General features: G+C 46.8%; 17 protein-coding genes. 11 read left to right on the top strand and 6 right to left on the bottom strand.

From position 1 onward, the window contains the following. The first annotated feature begins 45 nt into the window (after positions 1-45). The 11 genes from M2125_RS01315 to M2125_RS01265 all read left to right on the top strand — a co-directional run bounded on the left by M2125_RS01315 (position 46) and on the right by M2125_RS01265 (position 11,030). Complete coding sequence (locus tag M2125_RS01315) at positions 46-423, top strand: Mth938-like domain-containing protein (protein ID WP_076022872.1); 378 nt, start codon at positions 46-48, stop codon at positions 421-423. Then, positions 423-2,114 carry an ArnT family glycosyltransferase gene (locus M2125_RS01310; protein WP_076022871.1) on the top strand — a complete coding sequence of 564 codons (1,692 nt, stop codon included), beginning with the start codon at positions 423-425 and terminating at the stop codon, positions 2,112-2,114. Before M2125_RS01315 ends, M2125_RS01310 begins: the two co-directional genes overlap by 1 nt. 26 nt (positions 2,115-2,140) lie before the next feature. Beyond that, positions 2,141-3,301: a DegT/DnrJ/EryC1/StrS family aminotransferase gene (locus M2125_RS01305; RefSeq protein WP_277540119.1), complete on the top strand. Its 1,161-nt coding sequence runs from the start codon at positions 2,141-2,143 to the stop codon at positions 3,299-3,301. Between the two features lie 72 nt (positions 3,302-3,373). Next, positions 3,374-4,345, top strand: a complete 972-nt coding sequence (locus M2125_RS01300) for a glycosyltransferase (RefSeq protein ID WP_076022869.1) — start codon at positions 3,374-3,376, stop codon at positions 4,343-4,345. Beyond that, entirely contained in the window at positions 4,346-5,221 is an 876-nt protein-coding gene (locus M2125_RS01295) for a formyltransferase (RefSeq protein ID WP_280741711.1), read from the top strand. A gap of 39 nt (positions 5,222-5,260) precedes the next feature. Continuing rightward, entirely contained in the window at positions 5,261-6,307 is a 1,047-nt protein-coding gene (locus tag M2125_RS01290; RefSeq protein ID WP_277540125.1) for a bifunctional UDP-4-keto-pentose/UDP-xylose synthase, read from the top strand. A 12-nt stretch (positions 6,308-6,319) separates the two neighbouring features. Next, the gene (locus M2125_RS01285; protein WP_076022866.1) at positions 6,320-7,237 is read left to right on the top strand and encodes a polysaccharide deacetylase family protein; all 918 of its coding nucleotides are present in this window, start codon (positions 6,320-6,322) and stop codon (positions 7,235-7,237) included. A 59-nt stretch (positions 7,238-7,296) separates the two neighbouring features. Then, a complete protein-coding gene (locus M2125_RS01280) occupies positions 7,297-7,764 on the top strand; it encodes a peroxiredoxin (RefSeq protein ID WP_076023151.1) in 468 nt (155 codons plus the stop codon). Positions 7,765-7,999: 235 nt separating this feature from the next. Then, entirely contained in the window at positions 8,000-9,667 is a 1,668-nt protein-coding gene (locus tag M2125_RS01275) for a PhoH family protein (RefSeq protein WP_280742365.1), read from the top strand. Continuing rightward, positions 9,648-10,178 carry a C40 family peptidase gene (locus M2125_RS01270; RefSeq protein ID WP_280742364.1) on the top strand — a complete coding sequence of 177 codons (531 nt, stop codon included), beginning with the start codon at positions 9,648-9,650 and terminating at the stop codon, positions 10,176-10,178. Before M2125_RS01275 ends, M2125_RS01270 begins: the two co-directional genes overlap by 20 nt. A gap of 21 nt (positions 10,179-10,199) precedes the next feature. Further along, the gene (locus M2125_RS01265; RefSeq protein ID WP_076022863.1) at positions 10,200-11,030 is read left to right on the top strand and encodes a mechanosensitive ion channel family protein; all 831 of its coding nucleotides are present in this window, start codon (positions 10,200-10,202) and stop codon (positions 11,028-11,030) included. A 65-nt stretch (positions 11,031-11,095) separates the two neighbouring features. On the opposite strand, the gene dnaB is transcribed toward M2125_RS01265, so the two are convergent. The 6 genes from dnaB to M2125_RS01235 all read right to left on the bottom strand — a co-directional run bounded on the left by dnaB (position 11,096) and on the right by M2125_RS01235 (position 15,243). Further along, positions 11,096-12,535, bottom strand: a complete 1,440-nt coding sequence (gene dnaB / locus M2125_RS01260) for a replicative DNA helicase (RefSeq protein ID WP_233126593.1) — start codon at positions 12,533-12,535, stop codon at positions 11,096-11,098. Positions 12,536-12,559: 24 nt separating this feature from the next. After that, a complete protein-coding gene (gene rplI / locus M2125_RS01255) occupies positions 12,560-13,012 on the bottom strand; it encodes a 50S ribosomal protein L9 (RefSeq protein WP_280742363.1) in 453 nt (150 codons plus the stop codon). A 13-nt stretch (positions 13,013-13,025) separates the two neighbouring features. After that, positions 13,026-13,298, bottom strand: coding sequence for a 30S ribosomal protein S18 (gene rpsR, locus M2125_RS01250; protein ID WP_076022861.1), 273 nt, complete (start codon positions 13,296-13,298; stop codon positions 13,026-13,028). A gap of 13 nt (positions 13,299-13,311) precedes the next feature. Beyond that, positions 13,312-13,605 (bottom strand): primosomal replication protein N, encoded by a 294-nt coding sequence (priB, locus tag M2125_RS01245; RefSeq protein WP_076022860.1) that lies wholly within the window; start codon positions 13,603-13,605, stop codon positions 13,312-13,314. A 59-nt stretch (positions 13,606-13,664) separates the two neighbouring features. Further along, positions 13,665-14,039 (bottom strand): 30S ribosomal protein S6, encoded by a 375-nt coding sequence (gene rpsF / locus M2125_RS01240; RefSeq protein ID WP_076022859.1) that lies wholly within the window; start codon positions 14,037-14,039, stop codon positions 13,665-13,667. 124 nt (positions 14,040-14,163) lie between these two features. Then, on the bottom strand, positions 14,164-15,243 hold the full coding sequence (locus M2125_RS01235; RefSeq protein ID WP_280742362.1) for an asparaginase: 1,080 nt from the start codon (positions 15,241-15,243) through the stop codon (positions 14,164-14,166). Positions 15,244-15,267: the final 24 nt, after the last annotated feature.

The raw sequence follows: 15,267 nt of genomic DNA, 5'->3' as shown, positions 1-15,267 counted from the left end.
AAAAACAGCTAGCTATAATCGACATAATTATGACAGAGAGTCCACGTGAAGCTTCAATCTGACCCCCACTTCGGAGCCAATGCCATTACCGGATACGGCGCTGGCTATGTAGAGATTAATAAGATCCCTTATGAACATGCGGTTTTATTGAGTTCAGATGGCGCTATATCGCGTTGGCCAGTTGCTGCTTTTGAGGAGTTAAATCCAAGTCATTTCACACAAATGATTGATTTGAAACCAGAATTAATTCTGATTGGCACCGGCAAACGTCAGCAATTCCCAAAACCGGAGCTTTTGAAAGACCTCATTAACGCAAAAATTGGCTTTGAGATCATGAATTCACAGGCTGCCTGCAGAACTTACAACATCCTTGTAGGCGAGGGTCGCAAGGTGATGCTGGCCTTACTCGTGGACGCTGCTTAATGCAATTTGGGCAAATCCGGCAGTCAAGCGCTTTAAATCCAGGCAAGATCCTTTTATTAGTATTGCTCTATAGCTTACTCTGGTTTGGCACACTCAACTATCGTCACCTTATTCCATCTGATGAGGGGCGTTATGCAGAAATGGCTCGTGAAATGCTGGTCACCGGTGACTGGATCACCCCACGTTATAACGGCTATAAGTATTTTGAAAAACCACCCCTACAAATTTGGGCGACCGCTGCTGCATTTCAAGCTTTCGGCATTGGCGATTGGCAGGCAAGGTTATGGACCGCGCTCACTGGCTTTCTGACTATTCTTTGTATTGGTTTTACTGGGGCGCGAATTTACAACGCGCGGGCCGGCTGGTTAGGCGCATTAGTACTCGCCTCAAGCCCCATGTGGGTGATTGCGGGACACTTCAACTCCCTCGATATGGGTCTTTCCGCTTTTTTAGTTGCTGCACTCTGTAGTTTGCTATTTGCACAATCATCGGAAAATAAAACGCTTTCTCGAAATTGGATGTGGGCTTGTTGGGCTTGTATGGCATTAGCCACCCTTTCTAAAGGCGTCATTGGCATAGCAATTCCGGCGATGGTCTTTGTGGTGTACTCGATATCCGCTTGGGATTGGAAAATTTGGAAGCGTCTGTATCTCATCAGTGGGATCGCACTCTATTTAGCAATTACTGCACCCTGGTTTGCGCTGGTGGCGAGGCGCAATCCCGAATTCCTTGAATTTTTCTTTATTCACGAACACTTGCAGCGCTTTACCCAAGATGACCATAGTCGTACCGGCCCCATCTACTATTTCATACCATTGCTATTGATTGGTTTCTTGCCATGGATAGCACAAATCCCAAGCTCGATTGCACAGGCCTGGCGCGAGCGACGTGGTTACTTCTCCCCTAGCTGGCTCTTGGTCTGCTGGTTTTTGGTGATACTCGGTTTCTTCAGTATCTCTCACTCCAAATTGCCCGGGTACATCATTCCCATTTTTCCAGCACTAGCAATGCTGGTTGGCAATTGCCTAGATCGAAATTTAGGTCTCATTAATTCACTCTCTAAATCTTGGCAATTGCAGACTCTTGGTTTTGCAATGTTGGGTTTTGTGGGATTCTTCTTTTTGTCTGCAATTGGCCAACAAGCTCGACCCGATGAGATTGAGGCATATACGCAATACACCCACTGGGTCATTGCCGCTCTGATTGCGCTCATTGGCTTTAATCTCTTCGCATTCGTACAAAGTAAACGCAAGGGTTTGGCCAGTATTACCAGTTTTGCGAGTGGTTTTTTTCTGTGCGCGATTATTGCTGGCACCGGCCATGAAGTGCTGGGTCGGGCAGTTTCGGGCATCGATCTGGCTAATCAAGTCAAAGCAAGTATTCCCAAGAACGCCAATATTTATTCTGTCCGTATCTTGGATCACACAGTTCCTTTTTACCTAGGTAGAACTATGGTGATGGTGGAGTTTCCAGATGAACTTGAGTTCGGCGTAAATCAAGAGCCCGATTTGTGGATCCCCTCCTTAGATGCTTTTAAAGTCCGCTGGAATGAGGATCAAAGTGCTTATGCCCTCATGGTTCCAGAACAATATCTAGAACTGCAAAAAACCGGACTACCTATGCAGGAGCTTGGGCGCGATTCTCGAAGGGTGATTGTGAAGCATCCAGATGCGGTAAGCTTCTCTCAATAATCAATCAGTCAATCAGAAGGTTGCCCATGTCAGCACTACCCTTTATCCCCTTCACTCGACCCAGCTTTAACCAAGAAACGATTGATGCGGTGGGCGAGGTATTGCGCTCTGGCTGGGTTACTTCAGGCCCTAAGTTAGCTGAATTTGAAGCAACATTAAGCGACTATTTTGGTGGCCGTCCCGTCCGCTGTTTTGCCAATGGCACAGCTACCATGAAAATTGCCCTGCAAGTTGCCGGAATTGGTCCAGGTGATGAGGTGATCACAACACCTATTTCTTGGGTGGCCACGTCCAATGTCATTCTAGGCGTGGGTGCAAAGCCCATTTTTGTAGACATTGATCCAAGAACGCGCAATCTGGATTTATCCAAGATCGCCGCAGCAGTGACACCACAAACAAAAGCAATCATGCCGGTATATCTAGCTGGATTACCGGTCAACATGGACGAGCTTTACGCAATAGCAAAGCAATTTAATTTACGTGTTATTGAAGATGCTGCCCAAGCATTTGGCTCCCAATGGAATGATAAAAAAATTGGTGCCTTTGGTGATTTAGTGAGCTTTAGTTTTCAGGCAAACAAAAACTTATCCACCGTAGAGGGCGGTTGCCTGGTATTAAATAATGAGAAGGAAGCGCTGCTAGCGGAAAAGCTGCGACTGCAAGGTCTTACTCGTCAAGGCATGGACGGCATGGATGTAGAGGTCTTGGGCGGGAAAGATAATCTGACTGACCTCAATGCAGCCATTGGTTTGCATCAGCTCAAACAATTACCGAGCTATCAAATTCGCAGAACCAATCTGGCGCGTCAATACTTTGATGCATTTCGTGCAAAATTAAAAAGTGCTGGCCTCGAGCATCTCCAGTTAGAGTTGCCAGTGGAGAATTTCACTGATACTAATTGGCATATGTTTCAAGTCGTTTTACCTCTTGAGCAATTAAATGTCGATCGCGCCCAAGTCATGACCGAGCTCAAAGAGCTTGGGATTGGTACTGGCGTTCATTACCCGGCCATCACTGGTTTTAGTCTATACAAAAATCTTGGCTACCAAGCGAGTGATACCCCCGTTGCGCAGCGGATCGGCCGATCCATTTTGACGCTCCCCCTCTTTCCGGGAATGGCAGATGAGGATATCGGTCGAGTAGTTGAAGCCTTAGTCAACATTCTGCAGCAACACGCTAAAAAATAAGTCCAATAAGCGTCAAAAACCTGTTTTTCCGCAGAAATGAAGGGAAAATCGAAGATCAGGCAAAATTGCACTATGACTGCCAATTTAGAGAGCCAAACCGGCACACCCAAGCTGAGCGTTGTAATACCTGTTTACAACGAGGAGGATGGCCTCCAAGCCCTTTTTGATCGCCTTTATCCTGCTTTGGACTCCCTTGCCAGCAAGCGCAATCTTGCCTATGAAATCGTTTTTGTAAACGATGGCAGCAAAGACCGTTCTGCAGGCATTCTGGCCAAACAAGTAGAGTTGCGCCCTGATGTCACACGGGCCGTACTCTTTCACAGCAATTTTGGCCAGCATATGGCCATCATGGCTGGCTTTGAATATGCTCGAGGCCAATACATCATTACCCTTGATGCAGACCTGCAAAATCCACCCGAAGAAATTGATGCCCTGGTTCAACAACTAATTCATGGTCACGACTATGTAGGAACAATTCGCGCAGATCGTCGCGATAGCTTTTTTAGAAAATTTGCTTCACGTGCAATGAATCGCTTACGCGAAAACATTACGCGCATCACTATGACTGACCAAGGTTGCATGTTACGTGGCTATAGCCGCCGTATTGTTGATCTTGTGCGTCAGTGTGATGAAAGCAATACTTTTATTCCGGCCCTTGCTTATACCTTTGCAGCCAATCCCACCGAGATTACTGTGAAGCATGAAGAACGCTTTGCTGGTGAATCTAAATACAGCCTATATCAATTGATTCGCCTGAACTTTGATTTGGTCACCGGCTTCTCGGTAATGCCGTTGCAGATTTTTTCTGGTCTAGGCATGCTTTTATCTTTGGCTGCTGGCAGTTTATTTATTTACCTTCTGATTCGTCGCTTTGTTTTAGGGGCTGAAGTAGAGGGTGTATTTACCCTCTTCGCACTCACCTTTTTCCTAATTGGGGTCATGTTATTTGGCCTAGGTTTACTAGGTGAATATGTGGGTCGCATCTACCAACAAGTAAGGCAACGACCACGCTACGTAGTTCAAACCGTTTTAGAGAAAAAATAATTGCACGCGGTCGTCTTTGCCTACCATGATGTGGGCGTCAATTGCCTCAATGCACTATTGGAAGCGGGCGTCACAATAGATCTCGTTCTCACCCATCAAGATGACCCCAAGGAAAATGTTTGGTTTGGAAGTGTTGCTAAGCTGTGTGAAGAAAAAGGAATCCCTTATCTCACACCGAGCGCCACTGAATTACAGACTCTCACCCCAAAAATTCAGGCAATTTCCCCCGACTATATTTTCTCTTTTTATTACAGACACATGATTTCTGGCGAGATCTTAAGTTGCGCCAAGATTGCAGCCTTAAACATGCATGGCTCGCTATTGCCAAAATACCGCGGCCGCGCTCCAGTCAATTGGGCGATCTTGCATGGAGAAATACAAACAGGCGCTAGCTTGCATGTTATGGAAACAAAGCCAGATGCGGGTGATATTGTTGGTCAAATTGCAGTCAGTATTGGCCCAGATGAAACGGCGACAGATGTGTTTGGAAAAGTGAGCAAAGCTGCCGTTGAAGTCATGAAGCAAGTTTTGCCAGCCTTGATCCAGGGAAAGGTTCCCAGAAAGCCCAATGAACTGGCCAAAGGAAGTTATTTTGGCGGCCGTAAACCAGCGGATGGGCGGATAGATTGGGGCAAAACAGCCCAGCAGGTCCATGATCTAGTGAGAGCAGTTGCCCCGCCGTATCCGGGCGCGTTCACGCAGTGGCAAGGGCAAGATCAAATCGTTGCAAAAACCACCCTGAAAGGGCCATTTCCGAGTCAGCTCAATCTTGGGGCGCCTGGTATCCAAGTGGTTGATAATCGGGTATTCGGGATTTGCGGCAACCAACAGGCAGTAGAGATACTCCATTGGTTCCCAGCAAAACAAAATAATTAGCGCGGCACAAACAGATTCGATTAATACGAGGCAGTAAAGATGAAAAAAGTACTCATTCTTGGCGTAAACGGTTTTATTGGCCATCACCTTTCGAAACGCATTCTGGAGACAACCGATTGGGACGTCTACGGCATGGATATGCAAAATGACCGCTTGGGTGATTTGATAAATCATCCTCGCATGCATTTCTTCGAGGGCGATATTACTATCAATAAAGAATGGGTTGAGTATCACATCCGTAAATGCGATGTCATACTGCCTTTAGTTGCGATTGCTACCCCAGCAACTTATGTACAGCAACCACTTAAAGTATTTGAGCTCGATTTTGAAGCCAACCTTCCAATCGTTCGTTCAGCCGTCAAATATAAAAAGCACTTGGTCTTTCCATCCACCTCTGAGGTGTATGGCATGTGTGAAGATGGCGAATTTGATCCTGCGAAATCGAATATGGTTTATGGCCCAATTAATAAACCGCGCTGGATCTACGCCTGCTCTAAGCAACTGATGGATCGCGTCATTTGGGGTTACGGCATGGAAGGCTTACGCTTTACCCTCTTCCGTCCGTTTAACTGGATTGGACCTGGCCTTGATAGTATCTACACTCCAAAAGAAGGCTCTTCCCGCGTAGTTACTCAGTTCCTCGGTCACATCGTACGTGGTGAACCAATCAATTTAGTAGATGGTGGCGCTCAAAAACGTGCTTTCACCTATATTGATGATGGTATCGATGCGTTGATGCACATCATTGCCAATAAAGATGGCGTAGCCAATGGCAAGATTTACAACATCGGCAACCCCAAAAATAATCACTCCGTGCGTGAACTCGCCAACCAAATGCTGGAAATTGCTAGAAGCATTCCTGAGTACGCAAAGACAGCCAACGCAGTCAAGATCGTGGAAACGACTTCAGGCGCTTATTACGGTGAAGGTTATCAGGATGTACAAAATCGCGTTCCTGCAATTGACAACACCATGAGTGAATTAGGCTGGAAGCCAACGACAACCATGGCTGATGCGCTCAAGAATATTTTTGAAGCATACCGTCAAGATGTTGAAAAAGCCCGTCACCTGGTCGATAAAGAGTAAGCACCGAGGTTCATGGCCAAAATAGCACTCAAGGTAGATGTAGATACCTTACGCGGTACTCAGGAAGGTGTTCCAAACTTAGCGCGCGCCCTAGCGCGTTTTGGTCTTAAGGCAACCTTTCTATTTAGTCTTGGCCCTGACCATACCGGGTGGGCCCTGAAACGCGTCTTTCGGCCTGGCTTTCTTAAGAAGGTCAGCCGTACCTCTGTGCTTGAGCATTACGGCATCAAAACCCTGCTGTATGGTGTACTGCTACCAGGGCCTGATATTGGCAAAAAAGCTGCCAAGGAAATGCAAGCAATTGATGCGGCTGGTCATGAAACTGGAATCCATACGTGGGACCACGTGGACTGGCAAGATAATGTGCGCAAGCAAGATGCAGTCTGGACTAAGGCTCAGATGCAAAAAAGTTGGGATCGTTTTCTAGAGATATTTGGTCGCCCTCCCGCCACCTATGGTGCTGCAGGTTGGCAAATGAATGAAGCCGCTTTTGAGCAACTCGATCAATGGGGCATTACCTATTCCTCGGATGGCAGGGCAGAACCCAACTTAATGCCATATCGCCTCCAGCTACCCTCCGGGAAAGCAAAGCATGTGCAATATCCCACTACCTTACCGACATTTGATGAATTAATTGGTATTGATGGGGCTGATGAATTTGGCGCGGTGACCAAGTTACTAGAAATCACTGGTAGCAATCCAAATGACCAGGTTTTCACCCTCCACGCAGAACTAGAGGGCCAGAAACTACTCCCTGCGTTTGAGAAGTTGCTGATAGGCTGGTTAAATCAAGGTCACGAACTAGTTACCATGGGGGAGTTACACCAATCATGGGCGGCTACGAAACAACTCGATAAAATAGCTGTATTACCCCTCGCCTGGGGCGAAATACCAAATAGAAGTGGCGAGTTAATTATTGAATCACCCTAAATAATTAACATCAGAATTATTAGGGATCTGAGGCAACATTAATCAATCAAAGGATGATCATGACAGTAGCAATTGGACAACCCATTCCCCAGTGCGAAGTACCTGCAACCTCTGGACTCACCTTTTCTCCAACTTCAGTTCAAGGCAAGAAGTTGGTTCTCTATTTCTATCCCAAGGATATGACGCCAGGTTGCACTGCCGAATCAGGAGAGTTCCGCGACAATATTGAGGCATTCACAAAAGCGAATACCCTGGTCGTGGGGGTATCACGCGATAGCCTTAAATCACATGACAATTTCCGCAGCAAATTAGAGTTGCCTTTTGAGTTGGTGGCCGATACTGAAGAAGTGCTTTGCCAGCTATTTGGAGTCATGAAGATGAAAAATATGTATGGCAAGCAAGTCCGCGGTGTTGAGCGCAGCACCTTCCTGTTTGACTCCTCCGGCAAGCTAGTAAAAGAGTGGCGCGGCCTCAAGGTTCCAGGCCATGTGACAGAGGTATTACAGGCCGCTCAAGAAGCAAAATAAATTTTTTAATTATTTTGTAAGCGGGTGCTTGCAAACTCTAAAAATTGGGGTAAAGTGGTTTACATGCACCGTAAACGACGGGAAATACAGTTCATCCGTTTCAATCAGGAGCCTGAGTACACAAAGACAGGCTTGATGAGCAACCCCCTGAATTTTTTAGATTGTTTTTTAATTAGTAGCGCAACAAACCGTCAACGCAACTTGCTTGGCGGTTTTTTCTTTTAGGAGAGTCTGCATGCCATTGCCCCCCATTCCAACTCAAATTGCTGATCAAGTGAAGTTGAGCTCGAAGGACACCCCCAATTTAAAAAAGCGTCCCGCACCAGCAAAACCGGTTGTAATGGAGAGTCATTCTGCCTCCTGGACTGAAGAAGCGCCTGAAGACCTCTCAGCAGCTGAAGTAGCTTTAGATCGAATCAAAGCGGACCGCCCCGCTTCACGCCCAAATAAAACAGAAATCAAAGCCTCGTCCGTTCCGGAAAAGCCTAAACGCATGATTCGTACAGGCCCTCCAAGCTTATTTGTTTTGGACACTAACGTGTTGATGCACGATCCCAGCTCCCTCTTCCGTTTTTCGGAGCACGATCTTTTCTTGCCGATGACCACGCTTGAAGAGTTGGATAACCATAAGAAAGGCATGACTGAAGTAGCGCGCAATGCCCGTACAGTGAGTCGCTCGCTTGATCAATTGGTTGCTGGTACTAGCGGTACTTTAGACGAAGGTATTCCACTCAATAAACTCGGCAACCAGGATGTATCTGGCCGTTTATTTTTTCAAACAAAACTAACCACTCAAGCACTTCCAGAAGGCCTTCCTGAAGGCAAGGGGGATAACCTCATTTTGGCAGTAGTGAGTGAACTTCAAAAAACCCGCAAAGGTCAAGAGGTGGTCTTGGTATCCAAAGATATCAATATGCGCATCAAGGCACGCGCACTTGGCTTACCGGCTGAAGATTATTTCAATGATCAAGTGCTCGAAGATCGTGACTTAATGTATGCAGGCGTCATGGCCTTGGCAGCGGATTTCTGGCCCAAGCATGGCAAAGCGATGGAGAGCTGGGCTGACTCAAGATCAGGAACCATGTTCTATCGAGTCACTGGTCCTGCGGTCCCTAGCATGCTGGTCAACCAGTTTGTTTACCAAGAGAATCCAGATGGATCGACTCCATTCTATGCTCAGGTAAAAGAAATCAATGGCAAAACTGCACTTCTGCAAACTTTGCGTGATTTTTCGCACCAGAAAAATAATGTATGGAGTGTGACTGCTCGCAATCGTGAGCAGAACTTTGCCATGAATTTACTGATGAACCCAGATGTGGATTTTGTGACTTTATTGGGTCAAGCGGGAACTGGTAAAACCTTGCTAGCCTTAGCTGCCGGACTTGAGCAAGTATTAGATAGCAAGCGTTATAACGAGATCATTATTACCCGTGCAACTGTGCCGGTGGGCGAAGACATTGGTTTCCTACCTGGAACCGAAGAAGAAAAGATGCAGCCTTGGATGGGTGCGTTTGACGATAACCTTGAGGTCCTTCACCGCAATGAAGATAATGCTGGTGAATGGGGGCGTGCTGCCACTCAGGAACTGATTCGTTCGCGCATTAAAGTCAAGAGCATGAACTTCATGCGGGGCAGAACCTTTGTGAGCAAGTTTGTAATCATTGATGAAGCGCAAAACTTAACTCCTAAACAAATGAAGACCTTAGTTACTCGCGCGGGTCCAGGAACCAAAATTGTTTGCTTAGGTAATATCGCCCAGATTGATACGCCTTACTTAACAGAAGGTTCTTCCGGTTTAACTTATGTGGTGGACCGCTTCAAAGGCTGGCGTCACGGTGGACATGTGACCTTGGCACGTGGGGAGCGCTCACGTCTTGCGGATCATGCTGCTGACGCACTCTAAGTCGCCCCCCTCATGCCGCACTCTGTTAGGGTGCGGTATTTTTATTTGCATCCTATCGGCATTGTCAGGCTGTAGTAGCTTCAGCTCTAAACCCAATACGAGCAAAGTCTCTCAATTTAAACAGGACACCAGCGTTGGTACGGAAGATATCTCTATTGCCGCAGTTGGCTTAGTCGATATACCCTATCGCTATGGCGGCAATACTCCTAGGGGTGGCTTTGATTGCAGCGGGCTGATTGCGTATGTCTATAACAAGGCCGCGGGCATTAAACTACCACGCACCATTCAAGCTATGAGCGCTGTGGGCAGGAGCGTTGATAATCAGCCGCCCGCTCCTGGCGATCTAGTCTTTTTCAATACAACAGGCGAGAAGTACTCCCATGCAGGAATTTATGTTGGGCAAGGCCGATTTGTCCATGCGCCCAGCACAGGTGGCACAGTAAGACTTGAATATATTACAAGCCCTTATTGGGCAGCTAAATTTACTGAGGCTCGCCGAATTGCTAATTAAGTCAATCCATTGAGGAGCGCAATGAAAGAAATCGATTTAGGCCATATTCAAGATGTATTAATTAATGCCGCTACCGATGTTGGCCTTAAGATTCTGGCAGCGATTGCGATATGGATTATTGGCCGTTGGTTAATTGGCATAACCCTACGCGTAATCAAGCTTGGATTACAGCGCCAGCATATCGATGCAACGATTTTGCGCTATGCGCACTCAGTTGTTTCAGTCACATTAAATATTCTGCTAGTCATTGGCATCCTTGGAAACTTTGGTATTCAAACGACGAGTTTTGCCGCCCTGATTGCTACTGCCGGCGTTGCGATAGGAGCTGCCTGGGCTGGCCTACTATCTAATTTTGCTGCAGGGATATTCATTATTGTGCTACGGCCTTTTAAGGTCGGCGATACCATTACAGCGGTCGGCATCACCGGAACCGTCAAAGAGATTGGACTCTTCTCTTCAACCCTCTACACTTCTGACAATATCGCCACCATTATTGGTAACACCAAAATATTAGGCGATAACATTCAAAATTACACCAACACCCCCTATCGTCGCGTTGATATGAAATACCAAATTTCCAGCGCAGCAGATCCGATTACAGCCATGGCCTTGCTCCGTGAAAAAGTTTCTGGAATAGAAAACGTATTAGATCAACCAGCAGTTGAGGTCAATATTCTTGAGTTTAATTTAGTAGGCCCTGTATTAGCCGTTCGGCCTTACTGTAAGAATGAAAACTATTGGCAAGTGTATTTTGATACTAACCGAGTGATGAGTGAATCTTTAAATGCGGCAGGTTTCCCAGCACCAGTAGCATCTCAGCATATGATCGTAAAGCAAAGTCCAGAAGCATAGATGTACCCTAGATGCAAAAAGCCTCGCAGTGCGAGGCTTTTTTACTAGGCATCTAAATGAGCCAATTAGAAGGGCTCATATCCACCCGATGAATAAGCAATTGATCCAGCAGCGAGATTGTCGAACTTGGTATATGGGCCTTGCCAGCTTAGACGAATAGTTCCGATTGGACCATTACGTTGCTTACCAATGATGATCTCCGCCACACCTTTGTCAGTAGTAGTATCAGGGTGATATACCTCATCACGATAGATGAACATAATTAAGTCAGCATCCTGCTCAATAGCGCCAGACTCACGTAAGTCAGACATGATTGGGCGTTTATTGGGGCGCTGCTCCAAGCCACGATTTAACTGCGAGAGGGCAACTACTGGGCACTGCAACTCTTTTGCAAGAGACTTGAGTGAGCGAGAGATTTCAGAAATTTCAGTTGCACGGTTTTCAGAGCCAGAGCCGCTCATCAGTTGCAAGTAGTCAATCACCACCAAACCTAATGTGCCACCAAAGTTTCTAGCGATACGACGTGCGCGAGCGCGTAATTCTAGACTAGATAAGGCACCTGTCTCATCAATCAAAATTTGGGTATTACTCAAGCGAGCAATCGCGTCAGTCACACGTGGCCACTCATCATCCTGCAACTTACCAGTACGCATGCGACCTTGATCAACACGCCCTACCGATCCCAATAAACGTGCCGCCAATTGTTCGCCCGACATCTCCATTGAGAAGACCACGACCGGCAAACCTTCGGCCAATGCCACGTTCTCAGCAATATTGAGTGCGAACGCCGTTTTGCCCATTGAGGGTCTTCCGGCAACAATCACTAAGTCGCCTTTTTGCAAACCACTAGTTTGTTTATCGAGATCAATAAATCCAGTTGCAATTCCAGTGATATCACTGCCACCTTGGCGGTTATAAAGCTCGTCAATGCGTGCAACCACTGTGCGCAATAAAGGCTCGATTTCAAGGTAATCGGCTTTACGACTACCCTCTTCACCAATTTGCAAAATGCGGGACTCTGCTTCATCCAAAAGTGTTCTGACGGAACGGCCCTCCGGCACAAATGCGGAGTTAACAATATTGTCTGAAACTTCAATTAAGCGACGCAGAATGCTGCGATCACGAACAATATCGGCATAGCCTTTAATGTTGGCGGCACTGGGGGTGCTTTGCGCTAATGAATTGAGGTAATCAATACCCACCAAATCACCACCCTGCTCTGATTTAACCGCTTCATGCACGGTAATCACGTCAGCAGGATGATTGTCGCCAACCAAACGAGCAATGACCTTGTAGATCAAAGCATGTTCAGGGCGATAAAAATCTTTTTCGTTGAGGATGCCACCTAGGCGATCCCAGGCAGTGTTGTCAATCAGTAGACCGCCGAGCAAAGATTGCTCGGCTTCTACAGAATGCGGCGGTACTTTGAGAGCCTGCACGACTGGATCCCCAGAGCCCATCATGCCAGGATTCGACGCAACGGAACGTGAACGGGATTCAGCCATCAGGCTAGTGTACCGATTTAATACTTAAGCTTGCTCGCCAGCTACGCGGACAGTGATATCAGTCACTACATCAGTATGAACAGCTACTGCTACAGGGTGATCACCAACCATCTTCAATGGGCCAGTAGGTAAACGAACAGAAGATTTTTCAATTGCATAACCTTTTGCTTTCAAAGCATCAGCGATGTCATGATTGGTTACAGAACCAAACAAACGACCGTCAACGCCCGCTTTTTGACTGATTTCAAGAACCAAGTCCTTGAGCTTTTCGCCAACCGCTTGCGCAACAGCCAACTTCTCAGCGGCCAATTTTTCCAATTCGGCACGACGCACTGCAAAATCGGCAATTGCTGCTTCAGTTGCACGACGCGCTTTGCGTTGTGGAATTAAGAAATTGCGAGCGTAACCATCTTTCACGCGAACTACATCGCCGAGGTTGCCCAAATTTGTTACTTTTTCTAAGAGAATGATTTGCATTGAGGGCTCCCAATTATTTCTTATGTTGATCGGAGAATGGCAACAAGGCCAAGAAACGAGCACGCTTGATAGCAGTGTCTAACTGACGCTGATACTTTGCTTTTGTGCCTGTCAAACGAGCAGGAGTGATCTTGGCGTTTTCGCCAATGAAGTCCTTCAATGTGTCTACATCTTTGTAGTCGATCTGTTCAACACCAGCAACAGTGAAACGGCAATAACGCTTACGCTTGAACAATGGGTTCTGAGCTGGTTTCTTTTTGAAATCGGGTTTCTTTCCAAACGCCATGATGATTTCCTCTTTAATTTTTCAATTGAATATGGGTAATATGGAAAACAAGTCTTTGATTACGCAGGGTCTTGGGTGCCATGAATCCTTCAAACACTGCCTCGGCTCCTAAGTCCATTTGCTCAAGATCCTTTTGTATCGGACCAATTGCTATGGCTTCAACACTCATCTGAATTTTCCTTGCCACTCCTACCTCGTTTGCTACGCCGCTATGTTCTAGCTGGCAATGCATCACCGGTATTCCTGCTGGTGTAAATCGAATCGCGTCTTTAGCTACCAAGAATGCAGTTAGGGTGAAATGATTCAACGCCGTTCCGCCACTCAGATACGTTCTCTAGTCTGTGTATTCCTCTTCAAATTTCTAACTTAGGCTGCCGCTACAGGAGCGTCGGCTTGAGCTGATTTGCGCGCTTCTTCACGTTGCACTTCTTTCATCATGATGGAAGGCTCTGTTTCCGCTTTCTTAGTCTTGATGATGAGGTGACGCAAAACAGCATCGTTAAATTTGAACGCATGCTCGAGCTCTTCCAGAGTTTTCTGGTCGCACTCAATGTTCATGCAAACATAGTGGGCTTTAGCAAGCTTGTCGATCATGTAAGCCATTTGACGACGGCCCCAATCTTCAATACGGTGAACTTTTCCACCAGCTGCTGCTAATGTCGCTTTGTAGCGATCAATCATCGCAGGCACTTGCTCGCTTTGGTCCGGATGGACGATAAAGACGATTTCATAATGACGCATCAAACACTCCTTAAGGATAAAGTCACCTGGGCGTCTTGCTAACTTCCGATGGTTGTTAAAGTTAGCGCCAGTGTGACAAGGTAGTAACAAATTGTAGGTACAACATACAAGACTTTTAAAACACTCACCTGATTTCAGGCAAGTTGGCTATTCTAGCAAAAAAATCCTGCCAAGTCAGTGGTTTACCTTCAGATTGAGCTAAATCTGCAGCATTTAATGCCAATTGCAGAGCAATTCGAGCCCTAGGGGCAGTTAAAGTGCCTGATGCCATGCACCCAGGCGGGTCTTTTTCTGGAATGTTCAGTAAAGTCCTGCCAGCGCCAGTTCTGGTAGTGCGAACCAAAGCAATTCCCAGAGTGATCGCCTGTTTGAGTGGGGCAAGCCACTCATCATGAAAGCCGCCCATGCCTGAGCCGGCAAGCACCAAACCGCGAACATTGCTTATTAGCCACAGATCGATAGTCTTGGCACGTGCGCCAGCATGACTTGTCAAAATCTCCACCCAAGGCCATTCACCCTCCTCGGGTATAGGTAAATCCTCATTCCAAGCTGCCTGCACCGCCTTCGCACCGGATAACCATGAGGGATTGACCAAGCCCACCGAACCACTAGGTGCACTTTGAATGGGGGCATTTAAGGCTGTTGCATGGCGCTTTGCTAGATCCATGGCCATGCAGACCCTTCCATCCATCACTGCATAAATGCCGCCTGGGCAATTATCAATAGGGAGGCAGGCCCAACGGACTGCATCCAATAAGTTTGATGGTCCATCAGCTCCAGGTGCATTTGCCGGCAGCATTGCACCAGTTAAGATGACTCTCTTGCCTAAATTTTCGGCAAATTTGCCACAAGTCAGCTGTAAAAACACCCCCGTTTCTTCTATAGTGTCAGTTCCGTGAGTAATCACTACCCCTCTCACCATTGTATTTTCAAGGGCCTCCCTCACGCTCGTCCCCAACAGGGTCAACAAAGACTCGGTGAGATTGCGACTATTCATGTTGGCAAGCTGCTTGGAAACCAAATGCACACCTTGAGGAATGGCGGACTGAATATGAGTCAATAATGAGCCAATCTCGAGTTGGCCAGCCGCATACTCCATCGGCTTAGATTCAGGGTTGGCAGCGACGCCAGCAATGGTTCCCCCCATACCAAGCACCAATATATGGGGGATATTTTCATTACCGCTTATAGAAGTTGAGCTCATACCCCATTATCTCCTTCAAAATCC

Source organism: Polynucleobacter sphagniphilus (assembly GCF_029892205.1).
Classification (GTDB): domain Bacteria; phylum Pseudomonadota; class Gammaproteobacteria; order Burkholderiales; family Burkholderiaceae; genus Polynucleobacter; species Polynucleobacter sphagniphilus.
Note: the sequence above shows the minus strand (reverse complement) of the source record. Positions and strands in the feature narration are given on the sequence as shown.